General features: G+C 59.3%; 15 protein-coding genes. 3 read left to right on the forward strand and 12 right to left on the reverse strand.

Going from position 1 to position 17,861, the window contains the following annotated elements; genetic code table 11:
- Positions 1 to 34: 34 nt before the first annotated feature.
- The 6 genes from ACFORG_RS19620 to ACFORG_RS19645 all read right to left on the reverse strand — a co-directional run bounded on the left by ACFORG_RS19620 (position 35) and on the right by ACFORG_RS19645 (position 7,200).
- Positions 35 to 631, reverse strand: coding sequence for a nucleotidyltransferase family protein (locus ACFORG_RS19620; RefSeq protein ID WP_386737246.1), 597 nt, complete (start codon positions 629 to 631; stop codon positions 35 to 37).
- A 31-nt stretch (positions 632 to 662) separates the two neighbouring features.
- Complete coding sequence (locus ACFORG_RS19625) at positions 663 to 3,080, reverse strand: GcvT family protein (RefSeq protein WP_386737247.1); 2,418 nt, start codon at positions 3,078 to 3,080, stop codon at positions 663 to 665.
- A 130-nt stretch (positions 3,081 to 3,210) separates the two neighbouring features.
- Entirely contained in the window at positions 3,211 to 4,518 is a 1,308-nt protein-coding gene (locus tag ACFORG_RS19630) for an HlyC/CorC family transporter (RefSeq protein ID WP_386737248.1), read from the reverse strand.
- A gap of 53 nt (positions 4,519 to 4,571) precedes the next feature.
- A complete protein-coding gene (locus ACFORG_RS19635) occupies positions 4,572 to 5,534 on the reverse strand; it encodes a site-specific tyrosine recombinase XerD (protein WP_386737249.1) in 963 nt (320 codons plus the stop codon).
- Positions 5,535 to 7,058: a hypothetical protein gene (locus ACFORG_RS19640; protein WP_386737250.1), complete on the reverse strand. Its 1,524-nt coding sequence runs from the start codon at positions 7,056 to 7,058 to the stop codon at positions 5,535 to 5,537.
- Positions 7,048 to 7,200, reverse strand: a complete 153-nt coding sequence (locus tag ACFORG_RS19645) for a hypothetical protein (RefSeq protein ID WP_386737293.1) — start codon at positions 7,198 to 7,200, stop codon at positions 7,048 to 7,050. Before ACFORG_RS19645 ends, ACFORG_RS19640 begins: the two co-directional genes overlap by 11 nt.
- 72 nt (positions 7,201 to 7,272) lie before the next feature.
- On the opposite strand from ACFORG_RS19645, the gene ACFORG_RS19650 reads away from it, so the two are divergent.
- Positions 7,273 to 7,857 carry a shikimate kinase gene (locus ACFORG_RS19650; protein ID WP_386737251.1) on the forward strand — a complete coding sequence of 195 codons (585 nt, stop codon included), beginning with the start codon at positions 7,273 to 7,275 and terminating at the stop codon, positions 7,855 to 7,857.
- Entirely contained in the window at positions 7,857 to 8,960 is a 1,104-nt protein-coding gene (gene aroB, locus ACFORG_RS19655) for a 3-dehydroquinate synthase (protein ID WP_386737252.1), read from the forward strand. Before ACFORG_RS19650 ends, aroB begins: the two co-directional genes overlap by 1 nt.
- 3 nt (positions 8,961 to 8,963) lie before the next feature.
- Here aroB and ACFORG_RS19660 read toward each other — a convergent pair whose 3' ends face one another.
- On the reverse strand, positions 8,964 to 10,034 hold the full coding sequence (locus tag ACFORG_RS19660; RefSeq protein WP_386737253.1) for a site-2 protease family protein: 1,071 nt from the start codon (positions 10,032 to 10,034) through the stop codon (positions 8,964 to 8,966).
- A gap of 18 nt (positions 10,035 to 10,052) precedes the next feature.
- Entirely contained in the window at positions 10,053 to 10,559 is a 507-nt protein-coding gene (gene ssb / locus ACFORG_RS19665) for a single-stranded DNA-binding protein (RefSeq protein WP_386737254.1), read from the reverse strand.
- Between the two features lie 209 nt (positions 10,560 to 10,768).
- Here ssb and ACFORG_RS19670 point away from each other — a divergent pair, with 209 nt between their 5' ends.
- A complete protein-coding gene (locus tag ACFORG_RS19670; protein ID WP_386737255.1) occupies positions 10,769 to 11,347 on the forward strand; it encodes a lytic transglycosylase domain-containing protein in 579 nt (192 codons plus the stop codon).
- 10 nt (positions 11,348 to 11,357) lie between these two features.
- Here ACFORG_RS19670 and ACFORG_RS19675 read toward each other — a convergent pair whose 3' ends face one another.
- From ACFORG_RS19675 to ACFORG_RS19690, 4 genes are all read right to left on the reverse strand, one after another.
- Entirely contained in the window at positions 11,358 to 13,205 is a 1,848-nt protein-coding gene (locus tag ACFORG_RS19675; protein WP_386737256.1) for an adenylate/guanylate cyclase domain-containing protein, read from the reverse strand.
- 63 nt (positions 13,206 to 13,268) lie between these two features.
- A complete protein-coding gene (locus ACFORG_RS19680; RefSeq protein WP_386737257.1) occupies positions 13,269 to 15,356 on the reverse strand; it encodes a dipeptide ABC transporter ATP-binding protein in 2,088 nt (695 codons plus the stop codon).
- A gap of 89 nt (positions 15,357 to 15,445) precedes the next feature.
- Entirely contained in the window at positions 15,446 to 16,660 is a 1,215-nt protein-coding gene (locus ACFORG_RS19685; protein WP_386737258.1) for an ABC transporter permease, read from the reverse strand.
- Between the two features lie 24 nt (positions 16,661 to 16,684).
- Positions 16,685 to 17,731 (reverse strand): ABC transporter permease, encoded by a 1,047-nt coding sequence (locus ACFORG_RS19690; protein WP_386737260.1) that lies wholly within the window; start codon positions 17,729 to 17,731, stop codon positions 16,685 to 16,687.
- Positions 17,732 to 17,861: the final 130 nt, after the last annotated feature.

The raw sequence follows: 17,861 nt of genomic DNA on the forward strand, positions 1-17,861 counted from the left end.
GGTGGTGCGCACAGGCGCACCACCCCTCGCTGCTTCATGAACGGGATTTTTGCCAGCTTTCCCAAGCTTCGGGCGTGTCTAGATCCAGCCGAGCGCGTTTCCCTGCAAGCGGAACGAAGCAGGTGGCGTCACGGTGTCGCTCAACCACGCTTTGTGCTCCGCCGTCACCGGTCAAGGCAAGAAGCTCGGGGAAAAGTTCAGAGTGAAAGATCACAGGATGGCCTGGTGCGCCGTCATCCGTCGTGCCCCGCCAGATCAAATGCTCTCTGTCCTGATCGGCCACATTGAGTACCTTAGTTAGGTCCTCAGCGGTGAGATCTGGAAGATCGGCCAACAAAACCATGGCCGCATGGCAATGCACTGGAAGTGCGGCAATTGCGCGGCGCAGGCTGGCATTCATTCCTTCCTGACGATCGGGGACGGCAACGGTGTTGAGATCCAACCCGGCGAGTGCCTCGAACCTCGGATGTGGAGACGGCGGGAGCGCCACCCAAAGTGGACCCGCGCTCAAAGCTCTGAGCGCGGTTCGCCGCAGCAATGGAATGCCGTCTACCGGCTGCAGGAGCTTGTCTTTCCCCCCCATGCGGGAAGACGTGCCAGCGGCAAGTAGGATAACAGGAATGGAGGTCATGCCTCCATTCTGCTTTGTTTCCGTGAGGTTGTCAGCCTCGCATTCGCAGGGCTTCGGGGTCGAAGAGCGGTGTCGAGACAACGTGTGCCTTTCGCATCTGTCCCAGTATTTCAATCTCGACCTCTCGCCCATCAGCTACCTTGGCGGTCGGCAAGAAGCCCATCGCGACTGACTTCTGAGCGTAATGTGAGTATCCGCCAGAGGTACAATAGCCGACAACTTCGCCATCGAGCCAGATGGGCTCGTAGGCGTTCACATCAGCATCGTCTGCATCGACGATAAAGGCGCAGAGCTTGCGAGACGGCGGCGTTTCACGTTCAACCTCGGCGGTCGATCTGCCAATGAAATCAGTGTTCTTGCGGAAGGAGATGAAGCGATCAAGCCCGGTTTCGGCCGCAGTGTAATCCGGTGAGTACTCCCGCATCCAAGACCCAAAGAACCGGTCGAGCCGCAAGGACATCATGGCTCTCATGCCGAAGGGTATCATGCCGTGTGGTTTGCCGGCCTGCCACAGCGTCCACCACAGGTTTCGCTGGGCCATCGGGTCGCAAAAGATCTCGAACCCCAGATCGCCAGTGTAACTTACCCGCTGCACGATGCAGTCCGTCATGCCCACGACCAAACGCCTGACATCCAGAAACCGCATGTCGCTGATGTCAGTTCTGGTACACGCTGCCAAAACATCGCGCGCCACTGGACCCGCGATCTGAAAGCCGGTCAATTTATCGCTTGCATTTTCGATGGTTACGCCGTCTTCCGCGTGCATTTCGAACCAACGCATGTGAAAGACCTGCGCACCGTAGGATGCGGTCAGCCGAAACTCGTCCTCCGCAAGGCAGGACACCGTGAAATCGCCGTAGAGCTTTCCCGCATGGTTCAGCATCGGGGTCAGCGACAAACGTCCCGGCTGGGGGATGCGGCCGGCCATGATCCGATCGAGCCACGCGCGCGCATTCGGCCCGCTTACCCGGTACTTCCCGAAATTGTGCACTTCGTTGATACCGACCCCTTCGCGAACACCGCGCACTTCTCGCCCTGTCGCGGCAAAGGCGTCGGATCGGCGGAAGGACGGGGTCTCGAAGGAAGGTTCGCCGGCTTCAGCAAAATAGTTCGTGACCTCCAACCCGTACTGCTGCCCCCAGACAGCCCCCATTTCTGAGAAAATGTCGTACATCGGGGTGGTCCGGTTTGGGCGCGCGGCCGGAAGCTCTTCGTTCGGGTAGGAGACAGAGAACCGTTTTTGGTAATTCTCGATCACCTTCGGCCGGGTGTATCCGGGCGTGATCCAGTCGCCAAAGCGGGCGACGTCCATCGCCATCACATCGCGTTCGGGCGCACCTTCGATCATCCATTGCGCAAGCGTCAGGCCAACACCGCCGCCTTGCGAAAAACCGGCCATGACGCCACAAGCCGACCAGTAGTTGCGCATTCCCGGTACGGGGCCCACCAAGGGGTTGCCATCGGGCGCAAAGGTAAACGGGCCGTGGATCACCGATTTCACGCCTGCACGTTCAAGAACCGGGAAGCGGCGATAGGCGAAATCGATGCTGTCGGCGATCTTGTCATAGTCGTCTGGCAGCAGTTCGTGCCCGAAAGTCCACGGTGTGCCATCCACGGCCCAGGGTTTGCAGGGTTGTTCGTAGAAACCGATACACAAGCCGCGACCTTCCTGGCGCAAGTAGCTTTCGCCGGCCGGGTCCATCACATGAGGATGTTCGCCACCCGCATCAATTATCGCTTCGATCTCCGGGATCGCGTCGGTGACTAGGTACTGATGCTCCATCGGGTGCAGCGGGAAATACACGCCCGCCATGGCGCCCACTTCTCGCGCCCAGAGCCCGCCGGCGTTTACGATATGCTCGGCATGGATCGTGCCTTTGTCCGTTACGACATCCCACGTTCCGTCCGTTCTCTGGCGTGTTTCGCGAACCATGCAATGCGTCTCGATGGAGGCACCACCCATGCGCGCGGCCTTTGCATAGGCGTGCGTGGTTCCTGAGGGATCGAGATGACCGTCCAGCGGATCATAGAGAGCTCCGATGATGCCGTCCGTATTGGTGACCGGCGCTATCCTGCGGATTTCGTCAGGGCCAACGATTTCCGTTTCCAGCCCCATGAAACGGTGCTTGGCGCGTTCGGCAAGAAGCATGTCGAACCGGTCGCGATTATCGGCAAGGGTCACGCCACCGACATGGTGCAACCCGCAAGACATCCCCGTAATCTCTTCCAATTCCTTGTAGAGACGGATGGTGTAACCTTGCAGGGCGGCCATATTCGTATCGCCATTCAGCGTGTGGAACCCGCCCGCAGCATGCCATGTCGAACCCGAGGTCAGTTCGGACCGTTCCAGCAGCATAACATCTGACCAGCCCAGCTTGGTCAGGTGATAAAGCACCGAACATCCGACGACGCCGCCGCCTATGACGGCAACTCGGGTTGTGGTCTGCATATCCGTCCCTCCGCTTGTTCGGCGCCACCCTGCGCGAGGCTGGGAAGGCCAGCAAGACCGTTTGCGACAGATAATGTCGTGGTTGCCCCGTCACTCCGCCTGCGCCCAAAGCGTCGGGCGGAGTTGCGGCTTACAGCGGCCGGATTTTCAGCTCGGTAACGCGGTTGCCCTCGCGTGCTGTCACCTCGAAGCGGAAGCCGTGGAATGAAAAGACCTGTCCGACGACCGGTATCATCTGCGCCTCGTGAATCACGAGACCCGCCAGTGTGTTCGCTTCGTCGTCGGGCAGCGACCAGTCCATCTCCCGGTTCAGGTCCCGGATCGTCGTTGCACCCTCGACAATGAACTGACCATCATCGGTCCGGCGCGCAACGCTTTCTTCGGCCACGTCGAATTCGTCGGTGATCTCGCCGACGATTTCCTCGAGGATGTCTTCCAGCGTGATCAAGCCTCGCAGCGAGCCGTATTCGTCGACCACCAGCGCAAAATGGCTGCGCATCCGCAGGAACTCCCGCATCTGGTCGTCGAGTGTCGTTGTTTCAGGAACGAAATAGGGGGCCTTGGCCACCTCTGAGACATCGAACTGCTGAACCCGGGCCTTCGGACTCTCGGCTTCGCCAAGCTCGGTATAGAGCGTTCTGAACAGGTCTTTGGCGTGGATCACACCGATGATGTTTTCCTGTTCGTTCCGGAACACGGGCAGACGCGTGTGACGGCTCTGTAGACATTGCTCCAGAATGACTTCGGGATCCGAATCCGCATCGATCATCTCTATCCCGGAACGGTGTAGCATGATTTCTTCGACGGTGCGGTCACCGAGGTCGAGTGCGCCAAGGATTCGGTCGCGATCTTCTTTTTCTACTACGCCTTCGGAATGGCCAAGATGAAGCGCACCTGCAATTTCTTCTCGTACCGCAAGGACATGACTGTCTGGGTCGATCCGGACGCCGAATAGCCTAAGGACGCCGCGTACGAGCAGGCGAACGGCGCTGACAACGGGGGCAAAGACCGTGACAACTACACCGATGATCGGTGCGACCGCCGATGCGGCCTTTTCCGCATTCGTAATCGCATAGGTCTTTGGCAACACTTCGGCGAAGATCAAAACCAAGAGCGTCATCACGAGAGTGGCCAGTGCGACCCCGCTTTCACCGAACAAGCGTGTGAAGAGAGCGGTCGCAAGCGACGCGGCAAGAATGTTGACGAGGTTGTTGCCCAGAAGAACAGAGCCGATAAGCCGCTCGTTATCCTCTGTGATGTCCAGCGCACGCTGCGCCCCGCGCGAGCCCTTGTCAGCTCGCGTCCGAAGCTTGGCCCGAGACGAGGCGGTCAGAGCTGTCTCGGAGCCGGAAAAGAATCCTGAAAGTACAAGGAGCAAGAGAATGGCGCCAGTGGTAAGCCAAAAGGCGCCGTCGATCAAAGAAGGAGAAGGGTCCATCGGGTTCCGGTTCAGCAGTGTTCCCTATCTTATGGGGGTGCGAACCAAACCAATCAAGTGCGGCGTGATGGCCCGTCGCGGTCGTCCTGATCGGCAAGCGGATGGTGGTCCAGAACGAGGTCGCGCAAACGCTCTTCCAGAACGTGTGTATAGATTTCGGTCGTGGCCACGTCGGCGTGTCCAAGTAGCGTCTGGATCGAGCGCAAGTCAGCGCCATTTGCCAGCAGGTGCGTTGCAAAAGCATGGCGCAAGGTGTGCGGCGTGACCTTTTCGGGCGAGACGCCGCCCGCAACAGCGAGCTCCTTGATCAGCAGATAAAACCTGTGCCGGGTCAAATATCCTGCTTTGCCGCGCGACGGAAAGAGGAACCGTGATGTAGGGCGCCCCCGGCGTTCGGCTTCCGCTTCCGCCTGATCCCGCGTTTCGAGCCATTCAGCCAAAGCCTCTCGGGCAGGAGGGGATAGCGGGACCATACGTTCCTTGCCGCCTTTCCCTTTGATAAGCAGCATCCTCGGATCTCCCCGGGCGGCTGCAACTGGAAGCGATACCAATTCGCTGACCCGCATACCGGTCGCATAAAGAAGCTCCATTAGGCAGGTATTGCGAAGACGTTCGCGCCCGCTGGTACGGGCAGCTTCCAACAGACGGTCGACCTCTAGGACGTCCAGCGTTTTGGGGAGCCTCGCTGCGCGGCCCGGACCCTTGATCTGGATCGCCGGATTGTCGCTGCGCCAACCCTCTTCAAAGGCAAAGCGATAAATCTGACGTATTGCCGACAGTCGCCGCGCACGCGTGGCGCGAGAAAGGCCCTCCGTTTCACAGGAGATCAGGTACGCCTCTACGGCCGCTTGATCGAGCGTTGCGAATTCCAAATCTCGATGGGCCGCCCAGTCCGCGAAATCCTTCAAGTCCCGACCATATGCAAGAAGGGTGTTGTTCGCAGCGCCTTGTTCGGCGGCCTGTGCGTCTAAAAAGGTCGAGATCCACTGATGCATTGTCGCGGGGCCGGATGTCATTCAGCCATACCCCAGTAGCATAAGCTCCAGCGCGGCGCGCCGGGCGGTGTCTTCAAGCCCCATCGCGCGCAAAGAGGCCAGCGCAGCACTTAGATCCGATGGATTGCCGCGGGCGCCACGGTCGAACAACAGCATGGCTTCGAGAATTGCTTCTCCCAATTGTCCGTTTCGCCGCAGATCGGCAATCTTCTGCGGTACGACGGCCTCTTCGGAAAACCCGTCTGCTATCGATGCTGCCAACTCGGAAGGGGCGATCACGCGGCCCGGATCACCTTGGGCCAGCGCCGAAAGAAACATGGACTCCGCCGATTCATTCGGAGCATCCGACGATGCCTGTTCATACAGCCTCGATAGAAGCCGGACGCGCCACGCCAACTCGGCCGCGCTGCCATTCTCGAGCGATTGGTTGCCAAGCCCTTCGGCAAAGAGTTCGGCGAAAGGCACCTCAAGGCCTACCTCGCGCATCTTGCGCCACACCTGCCCCAAACTTCTTTCGATTGCGGTTGAGTTGCCGACGGAAATAGCGGTGTCGAATCTTTGTATCGCCTCGACCCTGTCCCATACACCGCCCGAAGCGGCAGGATCACGTTCGGTGTAAAGGCCGATCAACTGGTTGGGGGGCAACACGCCCATACGGGTAAGCCGTTCGGCGGCCTCGATCTGAGCTTTCCACCCAGCTATGTCGCGAAGGTCTGCATTGGCGAAAGCTTTCGGGAGCGAACCGGTGTTGAGACGTTCGCCTATCGTTTCGAACAGGCGGAATTCGAGCGCGTCTGGATAGTTCGGACGCGGAAGAGGGGGCGAACCCTCGAAGATGTCCGGGCTGAGGAAACGGTCGAGTAGCGCCAGGCGTTCCTCATGCATCAGTTCCAACGTATGGACGGCCTCAAGCGTCAACGCGGCTGCTTCCCAGTCGCCGACCCGGACCTGGCAAAAGATGTGGGCGGCGTAGTCGTCCGAGAGGTATGGCGCTGCCAGCAAAGCCGAGCAGGCTCGGTCCTCGTCTCCGGACAGCAGGGTCGTCTCAAACCAGCGCGCAAACCTCGCGCGGCTCTGATCCGGTCCAGCTAGTTCGACCAAGGCCTGTGCCGGGTCGCTGGCTCCCAGAGCAACCAACCTGTCCAGTCGTGCTAGGAGCAGGGTTTCGGCGGCATCCGGTCCGGCTGGCGGGCTACTCTCGGTCAGCAAAAGGGCATAAAGCAGCTTTTGCATTGCCGGGCTATCGCCAACCGGCACACGCGATATCAAATCTGCCAGCCGGGCAGGGTCGCTGCCCTGCCACAAATCGACAGGTAACCCGGTCACCGTGCTGGATACCAAACCGATGGGCGGCGTCGCGGGCGCGAGCGGGATGACATCCACAGCGGGGCCGTCGCCGGTCGATGACACCGGAGGTTCCATCACCATGGTGTCGGGGAGCGGGATGCGCGACGTGTCCTTTAGCCAGTCAATCGACGACAGCGGTTCCTGCGACCAGGCGATCGCCGGGAACAGTACTGCAATCAGGAACCCCTCAATTCGCATCCAGTACCACAGGCTGCCGCACTTCGCTTTGCGGCGCCGAGAAATCCACGCCGAAGAATGGCCCGATATAAGTGTAGCCGATCAACCCGATCACGGCCAAGCAGACCAGGTAGAGAAGAAACTTGAGTAGTCGGCCGATCATCGCCTGCCCCATTTTAGATTTTGCCCAACATATAACTGGCCTTTTCGACAAGATCACGTCATTCACGTGAGAATGAGCGGAATTGAGCAAAGCACGGCGCGGACGGGGGGCGAAGCCTATACTCTCAAGAAGACCGTCGTCATGGTCGGCATGATGGGTGCAGGCAAGACGGCCGTCGGGAGGGCGCTGGCCGCACGGTTGCACGTTCCTTTCCTCGACAGCGATGCCGAAATCGAATCAGCCGCCAACATGACCATCCCCGAGATTTTCGCGCGCGATGGCGAGCCTTTCTTCCGAAAGAAGGAAACGCAGGTCATCGGCAGGCTCCTGGACGAGGCGAAAGGTGTGCTGTCGACGGGAGGCGGTGCCTTCCTCTCCGAGACGAACCGTCGCATGATCTCGGAAAAGGGGGTTTCTGTCTGGCTCAAGGCAGATCTTTCAACACTATGGAACCGGGTCAGACATCGCGACACCCGGCCATTGCTCCGTACGGACGATCCGCGGACGACATTGCGTGAACTCTATGACGCGCGCGTACCTCTCTATTCCGAGGCTGACCTTGCCGTGATATCGGACAGCGACACGGCAATAGAAACAATGGTGGATAGGGTGATCGAAGCACTCAAGACCCGTCCGGACGTGTTGGAGCAGGCATAATGCATCATTCAGTGCGGGTTGCGCTTGGCGCGCGCTCTTACGACGTCGAGATCGGACCAGATCTGCTGCATCAGTCCGGCGCAAGAATCGCGCCCCTTCTCGCACGGCCGCGCGTGGCGGTTTTGACTGATGAAACGGTTGCCGGTCTGCATCTGGAGGCGCTTCGCGACGGTCTTGGGCGTGGAGGGATCGACATGGTGTCCCTCTCCCTTCCGGAAGGCGAGACGACCAAGACATGGCCGCACCTTGAGCATGCCGTGGACTGGCTTTTGTCCCAGAAGATCGAAAGGCGTGATGTCGTCGTTGCGCTGGGTGGCGGGGTCATCGGCGATCTGGCCGGCTTTGCGGCAGCGATCTTGCGGCGTGGGGTGCGGTTCGTCCAGATCCCCACGTCGCTGCTTGCCCAGGTGGACAGTTCCGTGGGCGGAAAGACCGGCATCAATTCTTCCCACGGCAAGAACCTGATCGGCGCATTTCACCAACCATCACTGGTTCTTGCCGATACCTCGGTGCTTGCAACACTCACCGCGCGTGATCTTTTGGCCGGGTATGGCGAGGTCGTCAAATACGGGCTGCTTGGCGATGCAGAGTTCTTTGCATGGCTAGAAACGCAGGGACCGAGGCTGGCAGCGGGTGACATGGCCGCGCGAGTTCAGGCTGTCGCGCGCTCGGTGCAGATGAAGGCCGAAATCGTCGCGCGCGACGAAACCGAGCAGGGCGATCGCGCGCTGCTCAACCTAGGGCATACGTTCTGTCACGCGCTGGAGGCCGCCACGGGGTACTCCGATCGCCTGCTGCATGGTGAAGGTGTCGCGATCGGCTGTGCGCTGGCCTTTGAACTGTCGTCAAGGCTGGGCCTCTGCCCGCAGGAAGATCCCAGCCGCGTTCGCGCGCATCTGCGCGAAATGGGAATGAAAACCGACCTGCGAGACATCCCCGGTGACCTTCCTGACGCGGAGGCATTGGTCGATTTGATGGGGCAGGACAAGAAAGTCGTCGACGGCCAGCTTCGGTTCGTCCTTGCCCGTGGTATCGGTGACGCGTTCGTGACGGGTGATGTGCCGCGCGAGAGCGTGGTTCAGGTTCTGCGAGATGCCGCGTGACGCCTAACGACCCCGAATAACGATCAACTCGCCGACATTTTCGCGAGTGACATAGCCGAGCATTGCGCCGACCTCAGAGCAGACTGCGACCGCGGGCGCTCCCTTGTGCAGCAGGTCCAGAACATCCTCGAGTCCGCTGGCAAGGTTTACTCGGGGAATGTTCTCCTCCATCACCGAGGTGGCTGGGTCGGAGCGAGGGTGTTCGGCGGCGAGGGCCGCAAAAAGGTTGCCACGCGTCACGAAGCCCAGCAGCGAGCCGGTCTCGTCAACAACAGGAAATTCGTGCTGTGTCGTGCGGATGACGGCTTGCGCCGCAGTTCCCAAGGTATCGGCGGGCGATAAGGCCTCGAAACTGGTGATCATCGCGTCGCGGGCCATCATGCGGCGGGTGACGGCGCGCATCGCGACATCCTGGTTTTCCGCGTTCGCGGCTACGAAAACGAATACGGCCACCAGAACAAGAACCGGATTGCCGCCGGTCAGACCGAGAAACCCAAGGACAACGGCAACTGCCTGGCCCGCATAGGCCGCGTATCGCGTCGCCTTGACCCGATCCATGCGCAGGCAGAGAACGGCACGAAACACCCGGCCGCCATCCATAGGGAAGGCCGGGATCAGGTTGAAAACGGCGAGGAACAGATTGACCAGTGCCAGTCGTCCGAGGAAACCCGCACCGGTTCCATCAAGTGCGATAAGCGCATCGGTGCTCGTTCGCGCGCCAAGCGCGATCAACACCGCCCAGATGACCACATTCACGGCCGGGCCTGCGAGAGCAACGGCGATCTCATGAAGCGGGTTTTCCGGCATGCGTTCCAGCCGGGCCAAGCCGCCTATTGGCAGTAGAGTTATATCAGGCGTTTTTATCCCATAACGCCGCGCCACCAACGCGTGACCGAATTCGTGCGCAACGACGCAGGCGAAAAGGGCGCAGACGAACAACACGTTGTTCAGCGCGGCGTCTGGCCCGCCTTCGCTGTAGGAGGCGAACCCTACCCAAGCCAGTAGCAGGAAAAAGGTGACATGGATCCGCAACTCCGAGCCGAACAAGCGGCCAAGGGAAAAGGACCATGTCATATCGTCAGTCCCCGTTGATCAGAACGGAATCTCGTCATCGTCGATCCCACCGGACGCCGGTGCCGAGCCTCCGCCATAAGGGTCACCCTGCGGGCCACCGCGGTCATAGCCACCGCCGCCATAGCCACCGCCCTGACCACCGCCGTAACCACCGCCACCGCCGCCGCCTTCGCCGCGACTGTCGAGCAGCGTCAGCTCTCCACGATAGGGGCGCAATACCACCTCGGTGGTGTAGCGATCCTGGCCGGATTGGTCCTGCCATTTGCGGGTTTCAAGCTGGCCTTCGATATATACCTTGGAGCCCTTGCGCAGGTACTGTTCAGCGATCCGTGCCAGCGGTTCCGAAAAGATCGCGACCGAATGCCACTCGGTGCGTTCGCGACGCTCGCCGGTGTTGCGATCTTTCCAGTTCTCGGAGGTCGCGATGCGCAGGTTGCACACCTTTCCCCCGTTCTGAAATGACCGTACTTCAGGGTCGCGGCCCAGGTTTCCTACGAGAATGACTTTGTTGACCGAGCCTGCCATGGCTTCCCCCGTGCATGTCGAGTTGTTCTTGGTGCGCGCCGAATCCGGCCACGCGTTTGCAAGACCCTATACGCCCTTGAAGGCGATCAAAACCACCCATTGGCATCACTTCTGGCGAGACATCGCCGCTATGCGGCGTCGCCTTTGCAAAGGGAGCGGAATTCGGGTATGGCAGTTGCGAGGGACATGTGAAAACGAGTGTGAGGGACATGCGCAGCATTCTCGGCGCAGCTTTGGCCGTGTCACTGGCCGCAACGGCCATTCCGGTACAGGCGGACATGTTTTCGAGCAAGAACCGGCGCGCCATCTTTGAAAAGCAGGCGCGGCTGTTGGATACGCGCGGGGCCAGCCAGTACGAGAGTTCGGACAGGCTGAAACCGAAATCGGCGACTGTTAACGCGATCAAACGTTATGCGGGCAAGTACCGTGGCGAATATCTTGCAATGGCACGTGCCGCCGCCCGTCGACATAATGTTCCAGAGGAACTGTTCCTGCGTCTTGTGCAGCAGGAATCGGGTTGGAACCCCGTCGCCAAATCTCACAAGGGGGCTCTTGGGCTGGCTCAATTGATGCCTTCGACGGCAAGTGCGCTTGGGGTGGACCCGCTGAATCCTGCGCAGAACCTCGATGGAGGTGCGCGCTACCTCGCCCGGCAATACCGGAACTTCAAATCGTGGCGCCTTGCACTGGCGGCGTACAACGCTGGGCCCGAAGCGGTTCGCAAACACGGCGGTGTTCCACCTTATTCCGAAACTCAGAACTATGTGAAAATCATCTGGGGCGGGTGAACTGTCGGTGTCACGGAAGCCCAGCTTGCTGCAAAGCGGCTAGATAACGCTCCTTAAGCTCCGCATCCATGAAATTGGTGACTTTCGCGTCCAATGAGACGCGGAAACCCGGCGCTGTTGCTAGCACCTCGTGAGCCGACCATTCGGCATCGTCGATCTGATCGAGCTCTATATAGGTTGCCGCCAGCATTCGATGCGCTGCCGTGAACTCGGGATTGGCGATCAGGACGCGCTCGAAAAGTTCGGCGGCGCGTGCATGGTCGCCAGCGACGTAATGGGCCAAGCCCTCGATCCAAACGTAGAAGAAAGCCCGGATCGGATTGAGTTTCACCGCGTGCTCTATTGCGGCAAAAGACTCGTCGACCCGTCCTGCATAAGCCAGTGACGACGCCAGAGTTGCGTATCCGTCGGCGTAGTTCGGATCCAGTTCCACCGCTCTTTGCGAAGCGGCTATCGAAGCGTCGATGTCGCCAAGGTTCCTGTGAACAAGGCTGAACGCGAAATGCACCTGGGCGAGTTTGGCGTCGAGCTTCAGGGCGCGCTCCGCATGGAGTTGTGCTTTGCGCGAGGCCTCGTGCGGGTACTGTGTCCAGACTTGCTCGGCATCCATCGCGTAAGTCAAGGCGAGATCAGCCTCGGCCCGTGCAAAATTCGGATCGATTGCGAGTGCGCGTTCAAAGTAGCTGCGCGCGACCCGGTTTGTGTCAGGAGAAAACCGTCGGAACTGTTCCAAGCCGCGCAGCAAGAGGTCATAGGCTTCGGGGTCCACCTGCTTTGGTTCCGCCAGACGGGCGGCCTCATCAGGGTCTAGTGTCACCGCCAACTCGGTCACGATCCGTTTTACGACATCGTCTTGCAACTCAAGTACATCTGTCATGTCGCGATCGTACCTATCAGCCCAGATGTGGCCGCCTGTCCTTGCGTCGATCAACTGCGCATTGATGCGAATTCTGTCGCCAACACGCCGCACCGAGCCTTCGACCACGTATTGCACACCAAGTTCGCGCGCGACCTCCTGCAGGTCCATCGCTTGATCCCGGTAGGCAAATGTCGTGTTACGTGCGAGGACGAACAGGCCCGAAACCTTGGACAGATCGGTGATCAGGTCTTCGGTCATCCCATCGCTGAAGTAGTCTTCTTCTCCTGCGGCCCCGAAATTGTCGAATGGCAACACGGCTATCGACGGGCGGTCATCCGTGACTTGTTCGGATCCCGTGCTTTGTGCAAATCGAGGTGAGGTTGAAAAGAAAAACCAGCCGCCCACTATGCTTGCGGCGACCATTGCGAGGGCTGCCGGCAAGATCTTCTTTCGCCGGATTCTGGGTGGAGCGGTCATACCATCCGGTGAAAGGGCGATCCTGTAAGCCCGAACCGGTTTCTCGATGTTTTTGACCTCGATTTCTCCCAGCGGTTCCAACCGTAACGAAGGCAAGGCGCCGAGTTGGTCGTAAACCGTCCCGGATACGCATATGCCTCCGGGGTCCGCGGCTTGTTCGAGGCGCGCTGCTATGTTGACCCCAGTACCGAGAATGTCCTCGCCTTCGGCGACGACATCGCCGAGATTGATCCCTATCCGATACTCAATCCTGGACCCTTCGGGATAACCAGCTTCGCGTTCAGGCATTTCCCGCTGCACTTCAACAGCGCAGGAAACCGCTTCGACCGCGCTGGAAAACTCCACAAGGATACCATCGCCCATCAGCTTCACGATCCGGCCGCGATGCCGTTCGATCACGGGAAGAAGAAACTGCGAAAGATGCTTCTTTTGCCGTGTGAGGACACCGGTTTCATCCGCCTCGACTAGGCGGCTGTATCCGACGATATCCGCCGCGAGTATGGCGCAGAGATGTCGTTTCATCCCGATCTCCTCGAGATCAGGCTAACAGAGAGAGCGACGCGAAGGAACGCGGCAGATTTCCTGCTATTCGGCCGCAATCTTGATGACAGGCTCCATGTCCGCGAACTCCTGCGAGCTCAGGTGACACTTCACCTGGTGTCCTTCGGCCATTGTCACCATCGGCGGAACTTCTTTTTCGCAAAGGCCACCCGGCACCTTGGATTTCCACCGGCAGCGCGTCTGGAAAGGGCACCCCGGCGGCGGGTTCATCGCCGATGGAATATCGCCTTCGAGCACGATGTGCGTTTTCTCCACATGGGTATCCGCGATCGGCACTGCAGATAGCAGTGCTTCGGTATAAGGATGGTAGGGCGGGCTGAAAACCTGTTCGGTCGTACCCAATTCCACCACATGTCCCAGATACATCACCATGACCCGGTCCGAGAGATAGCGAACGATCGACAGGTCGTGACTGATGAAGAGTAGCGTGGTCTTGTGTTCACGCTGAATCTCCATGAGCAGGTCCGTAACCGCGGCCTGAACGGACACGTCGAGTGCCGAAACAGGCTCGTCCGCAACGACTATCCTTGCGTCTCCGGCGAAGGCTCGTGCGATGCCGACACGTTGTTTCTGGCCTCCCGACAACTGCCGTGGCATCCGCTCTGCAAATGCGCGGGGCAGCTTTACAAGGTCCAGCAGTTCCAACATCCGTTGCCGGCGCTCGCTATCGTTCTTGCCGACGCCAAATATCTCGAGCGCGCGCATGATCTGCCGACCGACGGACATCGAGGGGTTCAGGGTGTCGAACGGGTTCTGAAACACCATCTGGACTTCGCCGACGGTCTTGGCGTCGCGACTCTCGATCGGAAGGCTCTCGATGTTTCGGTTGTCGAGAAGGATCTGACCCTCGGTCGCGGTTTCAAGTCCCATTAACACCTTGGCAAAGGTCGACTTTCCGCAGCCGGATTCTCCAACAATTGCAAGGGTTTCGCTTTCCCGTGCCTCAAAGCTCAGTTCTTCGTTTGCCTTGACAACCTTCTTGTCGCCGCCTCCGAACAGGGCGTTGGCTGCGACCTCGTAATACTTCTTCAGCTTGTCCATGCGCAGGACAACATCGCCGACGGCGGCCTTTTCCTTGCTCTCGCCGATTTCGAGTGGTGCGTTCCAATCGATTTCCTGAAACCGCAGGCAACGTGTCGCGTGACGGTCGTTGGCCGGCACATCGAACATCGGAATGTCCTGAGCGTCGCAGCGCCCGGCTTCGAAGTAATCGCAGCGTGGTCCGAAATTGCAACCGGGCGGGCGTTCGTGGGGCAGGGGGAAGTTGCCAGGAATCGCGACTAGGGGCCGCGCGTTCTTGTCCGCACCGGGCAGGGGGATGGAACGGAACAAAGCCTGCGTGTAGGGATGCTGCATCTCGTCGAAGACATCGGTGATCGAGCCGCGTTCGACAGCTTCCCCGGAATACATGACGCAAATGCGGTCACAGGTTTCAAGGACAAGGCCGAGGTTGTGGCTGATGAACAGCATTGATGTGCCGTATTTCTTGCCCAAGTCCTTTACGAGTTCGACAACGGCCGCTTCCACAGTGACGTCCAGCGCCGTGGTCGGCTCATCTAGGATTAGCAAGGCCGGTTTGGACATCAGGGCCATGGCGATCACGATGCGCTGCTGCTGACCACCCGACAGCTGGTGGGGAAAGGCGTTCAGAATGCGTTCCGGGTCGGGCAGACGGACATCCGTCACAACTTCGAGAGCGCGTTTGCGGGCCTCGTCGGCGCTGACCCCTTCGTGGATCATCGGCACTTCCATCAGCTGTTTGCCGATCTTCATCGCCGGGTTCAACGAGGCCATCGGCTCCTGATAGATCATGGCAATCTCGTTGCCCCGGATGTCACGCAGTTCTTCGGCACTCATTTCGGACAGATCGCGGCCCTTGAACTTGATCGTGCCGCCAACGATCCGACCATTCTTGCCAAGGTCCTGCATGACGCCAAGTGCCACGGTGGACTTGCCGCAGCCGGACTCGCCCACAAGACCGACCGCCTCACCCGGCTGGACCTTTACCGAGAAATCCATGACTGCGGGAATTTCCCTCAACCTTGTGAAAAAGGAAATCGAGAGCTTGTCGATCTCAAGGATCGGTCCGTCGTAATCGGCGAGTTTGCTCATCTTGCTGTCTCCCGGGTGAAACGCCGGTTTGTGGCGTTAATCTTATTGAAAATGCGTCGGAGGGCCGGGGGAGAGCCCCGGCACCATCCTCAGTCTTTCAGGCTTTCTTCGCGCAGTCCGTCAGCCAAGAGATTCAACCCCAGAACAAGGCTGAGAAGTGCGAGCGCTGGCGGCAGGGCCGGGTGCAGGTAAATCGACAGAAGCTTGCGCCCCTCGTTGATCGTCGATCCCCAATCAGGGCTTTCAGGCGGCAACCCGAGGCCGAAAAAGCCCAGCGTTCCCAGCAAGATCGTCGTGTAGCCGATGCGGAGGCAGAAATCCACGATCAGCGGGCCACGTGCGTTGGGCAGGATCTCCCACAGCATGATGTACCATGGTCCTTCGCCGCGTGTCTGTGCGGCGGCAACATAGTCGCGCGTCTTGATGTCAAGCGCGAGGCCCCGAACGATCCGGAAAACGGTAGGCGAGTTGACGAAGACAACCGACACGAAGACCACCAGAATGCCTCCGGGTATGTCGAACGGATCAAGAATGCCGGGCAGCCCTGGAATGGCCACGTTGCCATTGTTCACAACGTAGCCCTCGGTCGAGATCACCGCGAGATAAAGCCAGATCATGATGCCTAGCACCCCGATCAGCAGCGGTGTGCGGAAACTCGGCTGCGTATAATAGCGCGAGTTGAGCAATACGCCGAGGAAGATGATCGGGAAGACGAACAGAACCGCCGCCATATAATTTGGCACACCTGTCGCCACGATCTCTGGCGTGACCAGCAGATAAAAGAGCAGGATCACCGGGAAGGCGAGGATAAGATTGGCGAGGAACGACAGGAATGTATCCAGCCGACCGCCATAGTATCCTGCAGGCAGGCCCAGTGTCACTCCGACCATGAAAGCGAACAAGGTGGCCAGCGGTGCAATTTGCACGACGATCCACGCCCCCTTGATAACGCGGCTGAAGACGTCACGCGCAAGATTGTCGCCACCAAGAAGGTACCATGCGTACTCGCCTTCATCGGGGTTCCCAAGTGGTGTGCCGGGCACCTTGTTCTTCATGCCTGATACCTGGCTCAATGGATCATGCGTCGCGATCAGGTCCATTGCGCCGAAAATCCCGGCGAAGACCCAGAACATGACAAGTGCAAAGCCGATCATGCCGATCAGGCTGTCGAACAGCTTTCCGTAAAGGCCGAGGCGTCGCTTGAAGGCGATCGAGACTGCAAACAAGAGAACGAGAGCGACCCAGACTGGCATCAGCTGCCAAAAGATGCGCCCGGTGATTTCAAGACCTGTAAGAGGTTCCATGATCGATTTACTCCTGCAGGCCGGTCACGAAATGCGGATGCGTGGGTTGAGGTAGACGTATCCGATATCCGAAATCATCTGTGTCACGAGGACCACGAAAACCGAAACGACTGAAACCGCGAGCAGCAGCTGGATGTCATTGTTGCTTGCTGCTTGCACCAGCACCCAGCCGAAGCCCTTGTAGTTGAACAGCGTCTCGACGATCACGACGCCGTTCAGAAGCCACGGAACCTGCAGCATGATGACAGTGAAGGGGGCGATAAGCGCGTTCCTTAGCGCGTGCTTCATGACAATGTTGGGAAAGGATACGCCCTTGAGACGCGCCGTTCGGATGTATTGAGCAGTCATGACTTCAGTCATCGAGGCGCGGGTCATGCGCGCGATGTAGCCCATGCCGTAAAGGGCGATCGTCAGAACCGGCAGGAAGAAATTCTCGAATGTCGGGTTGTCCATCGCCTGAGTGGCAGTACCCTTGAACCATTTCAGCCCGACAGCGGATGATGTGAAAACGGCAATAAAGATCACGCCGGAGACATATTCCGGCGTCGCCGTCGTGATAATCGAGAAGGTGGACAGGCTGCGGTCGGTTGCCGAACCTTCGCGCATGCCTGCAAGGACACCAACCAAAAGCGCAGTGGGAACCATCAGTACAAGGACCCAGAACATGAGGTAACCGGTATTGCCCAGGCGTTTCGCCACGATACCGCCCACCTCGTCCTTGAAGACCGTGGAATAGCCCCATTCGCCCTGGAGGATCCCGCAGAACTGGGGAACATCAGCCGCTTCCATGCCGGGCCTGACGCAACTGCCCACCAACTGCCCGTCATCAAGCGTATTGGCGAACCCCGGGGCAACGCCCAGCCAGCGTCCGTACTTGACCAACAACGGGTCGGTATACCCGCGATTGTCGAGCCAGGTTTCGACCTGCTCGTCCGTCATCCTTTGGTTGCCCTGCGTTTTGGCGAGCTTTTCAAGGTTCGGATAAAGGTTGGTCAGAAAGAAGACCACAAAGGTAAGGCAAAACGCTGTCAACAGCATTACGCCGAACCGACGGAGAATGAACAATCCCATGGTTTCCCCTGTCTTCAGGATGTTGCGCAGCGTGTTGGACCGTTCCGGGGTCTCTTTCGGCCGATATTGGCTGGCCTTGCCGCGGCTGGGTGGGGCGCCCCGCCGAACAGGGCGCCCCGCGTGATGTCAG

This window comes from Lutimaribacter marinistellae (assembly GCF_042648365.1).
Classification (GTDB): Bacteria; Pseudomonadota; Alphaproteobacteria; order Rhodobacterales; family Rhodobacteraceae; genus Lutimaribacter_A; species Lutimaribacter_A marinistellae.

Bases quoted from the DNA above. Each gene is read 5' to 3' on its own strand.
- ACFORG_RS19620 (WP_386737246.1), bottom strand. From the start codon at position 631: ATGACCTCCATTCCTGTTATCCTACTTGCCGCTGGCACGTCTTCCCGC.
- ACFORG_RS19625 (WP_386737247.1), bottom strand. From the start codon at position 3,080: ATGCAGACCACAACCCGAGTTGCCGTCATAGGCGGCGGCGTCGTCGGA.
- ACFORG_RS19630 (WP_386737248.1), bottom strand. From the start codon at position 4,518: ATGGACCCTTCTCCTTCTTTGATCGACGGCGCCTTTTGGCTTACCACT.
- ACFORG_RS19635 (WP_386737249.1), bottom strand. From the start codon at position 5,534: ATGACATCCGGCCCCGCGACAATGCATCAGTGGATCTCGACCTTTTTA.
- ACFORG_RS19640 (WP_386737250.1), bottom strand. From the start codon at position 7,058: ATGCGAATTGAGGGGTTCCTGATTGCAGTACTGTTCCCGGCGATCGCC.
- ACFORG_RS19645 (WP_386737293.1), bottom strand. From the start codon at position 7,200: ATGATCGGCCGACTACTCAAGTTTCTTCTCTACCTGGTCTGCTTGGCC.
- ACFORG_RS19650 (WP_386737251.1), top strand. From the start codon at position 7,273: ATGAGCGGAATTGAGCAAAGCACGGCGCGGACGGGGGGCGAAGCCTAT.
- aroB (WP_386737252.1), top strand. From the start codon at position 7,857: ATGCATCATTCAGTGCGGGTTGCGCTTGGCGCGCGCTCTTACGACGTC.
- ACFORG_RS19660 (WP_386737253.1), bottom strand. From the start codon at position 10,034: ATGACATGGTCCTTTTCCCTTGGCCGCTTGTTCGGCTCGGAGTTGCGG.
- ssb (WP_386737254.1), bottom strand. From the start codon at position 10,559: ATGGCAGGCTCGGTCAACAAAGTCATTCTCGTAGGAAACCTGGGCCGC.
- ACFORG_RS19670 (WP_386737255.1), top strand. From the start codon at position 10,769: ATGCGCAGCATTCTCGGCGCAGCTTTGGCCGTGTCACTGGCCGCAACG.
- ACFORG_RS19675 (WP_386737256.1), bottom strand. From the start codon at position 13,205: ATGAAACGACATCTCTGCGCCATACTCGCGGCGGATATCGTCGGATAC.
- ACFORG_RS19680 (WP_386737257.1), bottom strand. From the start codon at position 15,356: ATGAGCAAACTCGCCGATTACGACGGACCGATCCTTGAGATCGACAAG.
- ACFORG_RS19685 (WP_386737258.1), bottom strand. From the start codon at position 16,660: ATGGAACCTCTTACAGGTCTTGAAATCACCGGGCGCATCTTTTGGCAG.
- ACFORG_RS19690 (WP_386737260.1), bottom strand. From the start codon at position 17,731: ATGGGATTGTTCATTCTCCGTCGGTTCGGCGTAATGCTGTTGACAGCG.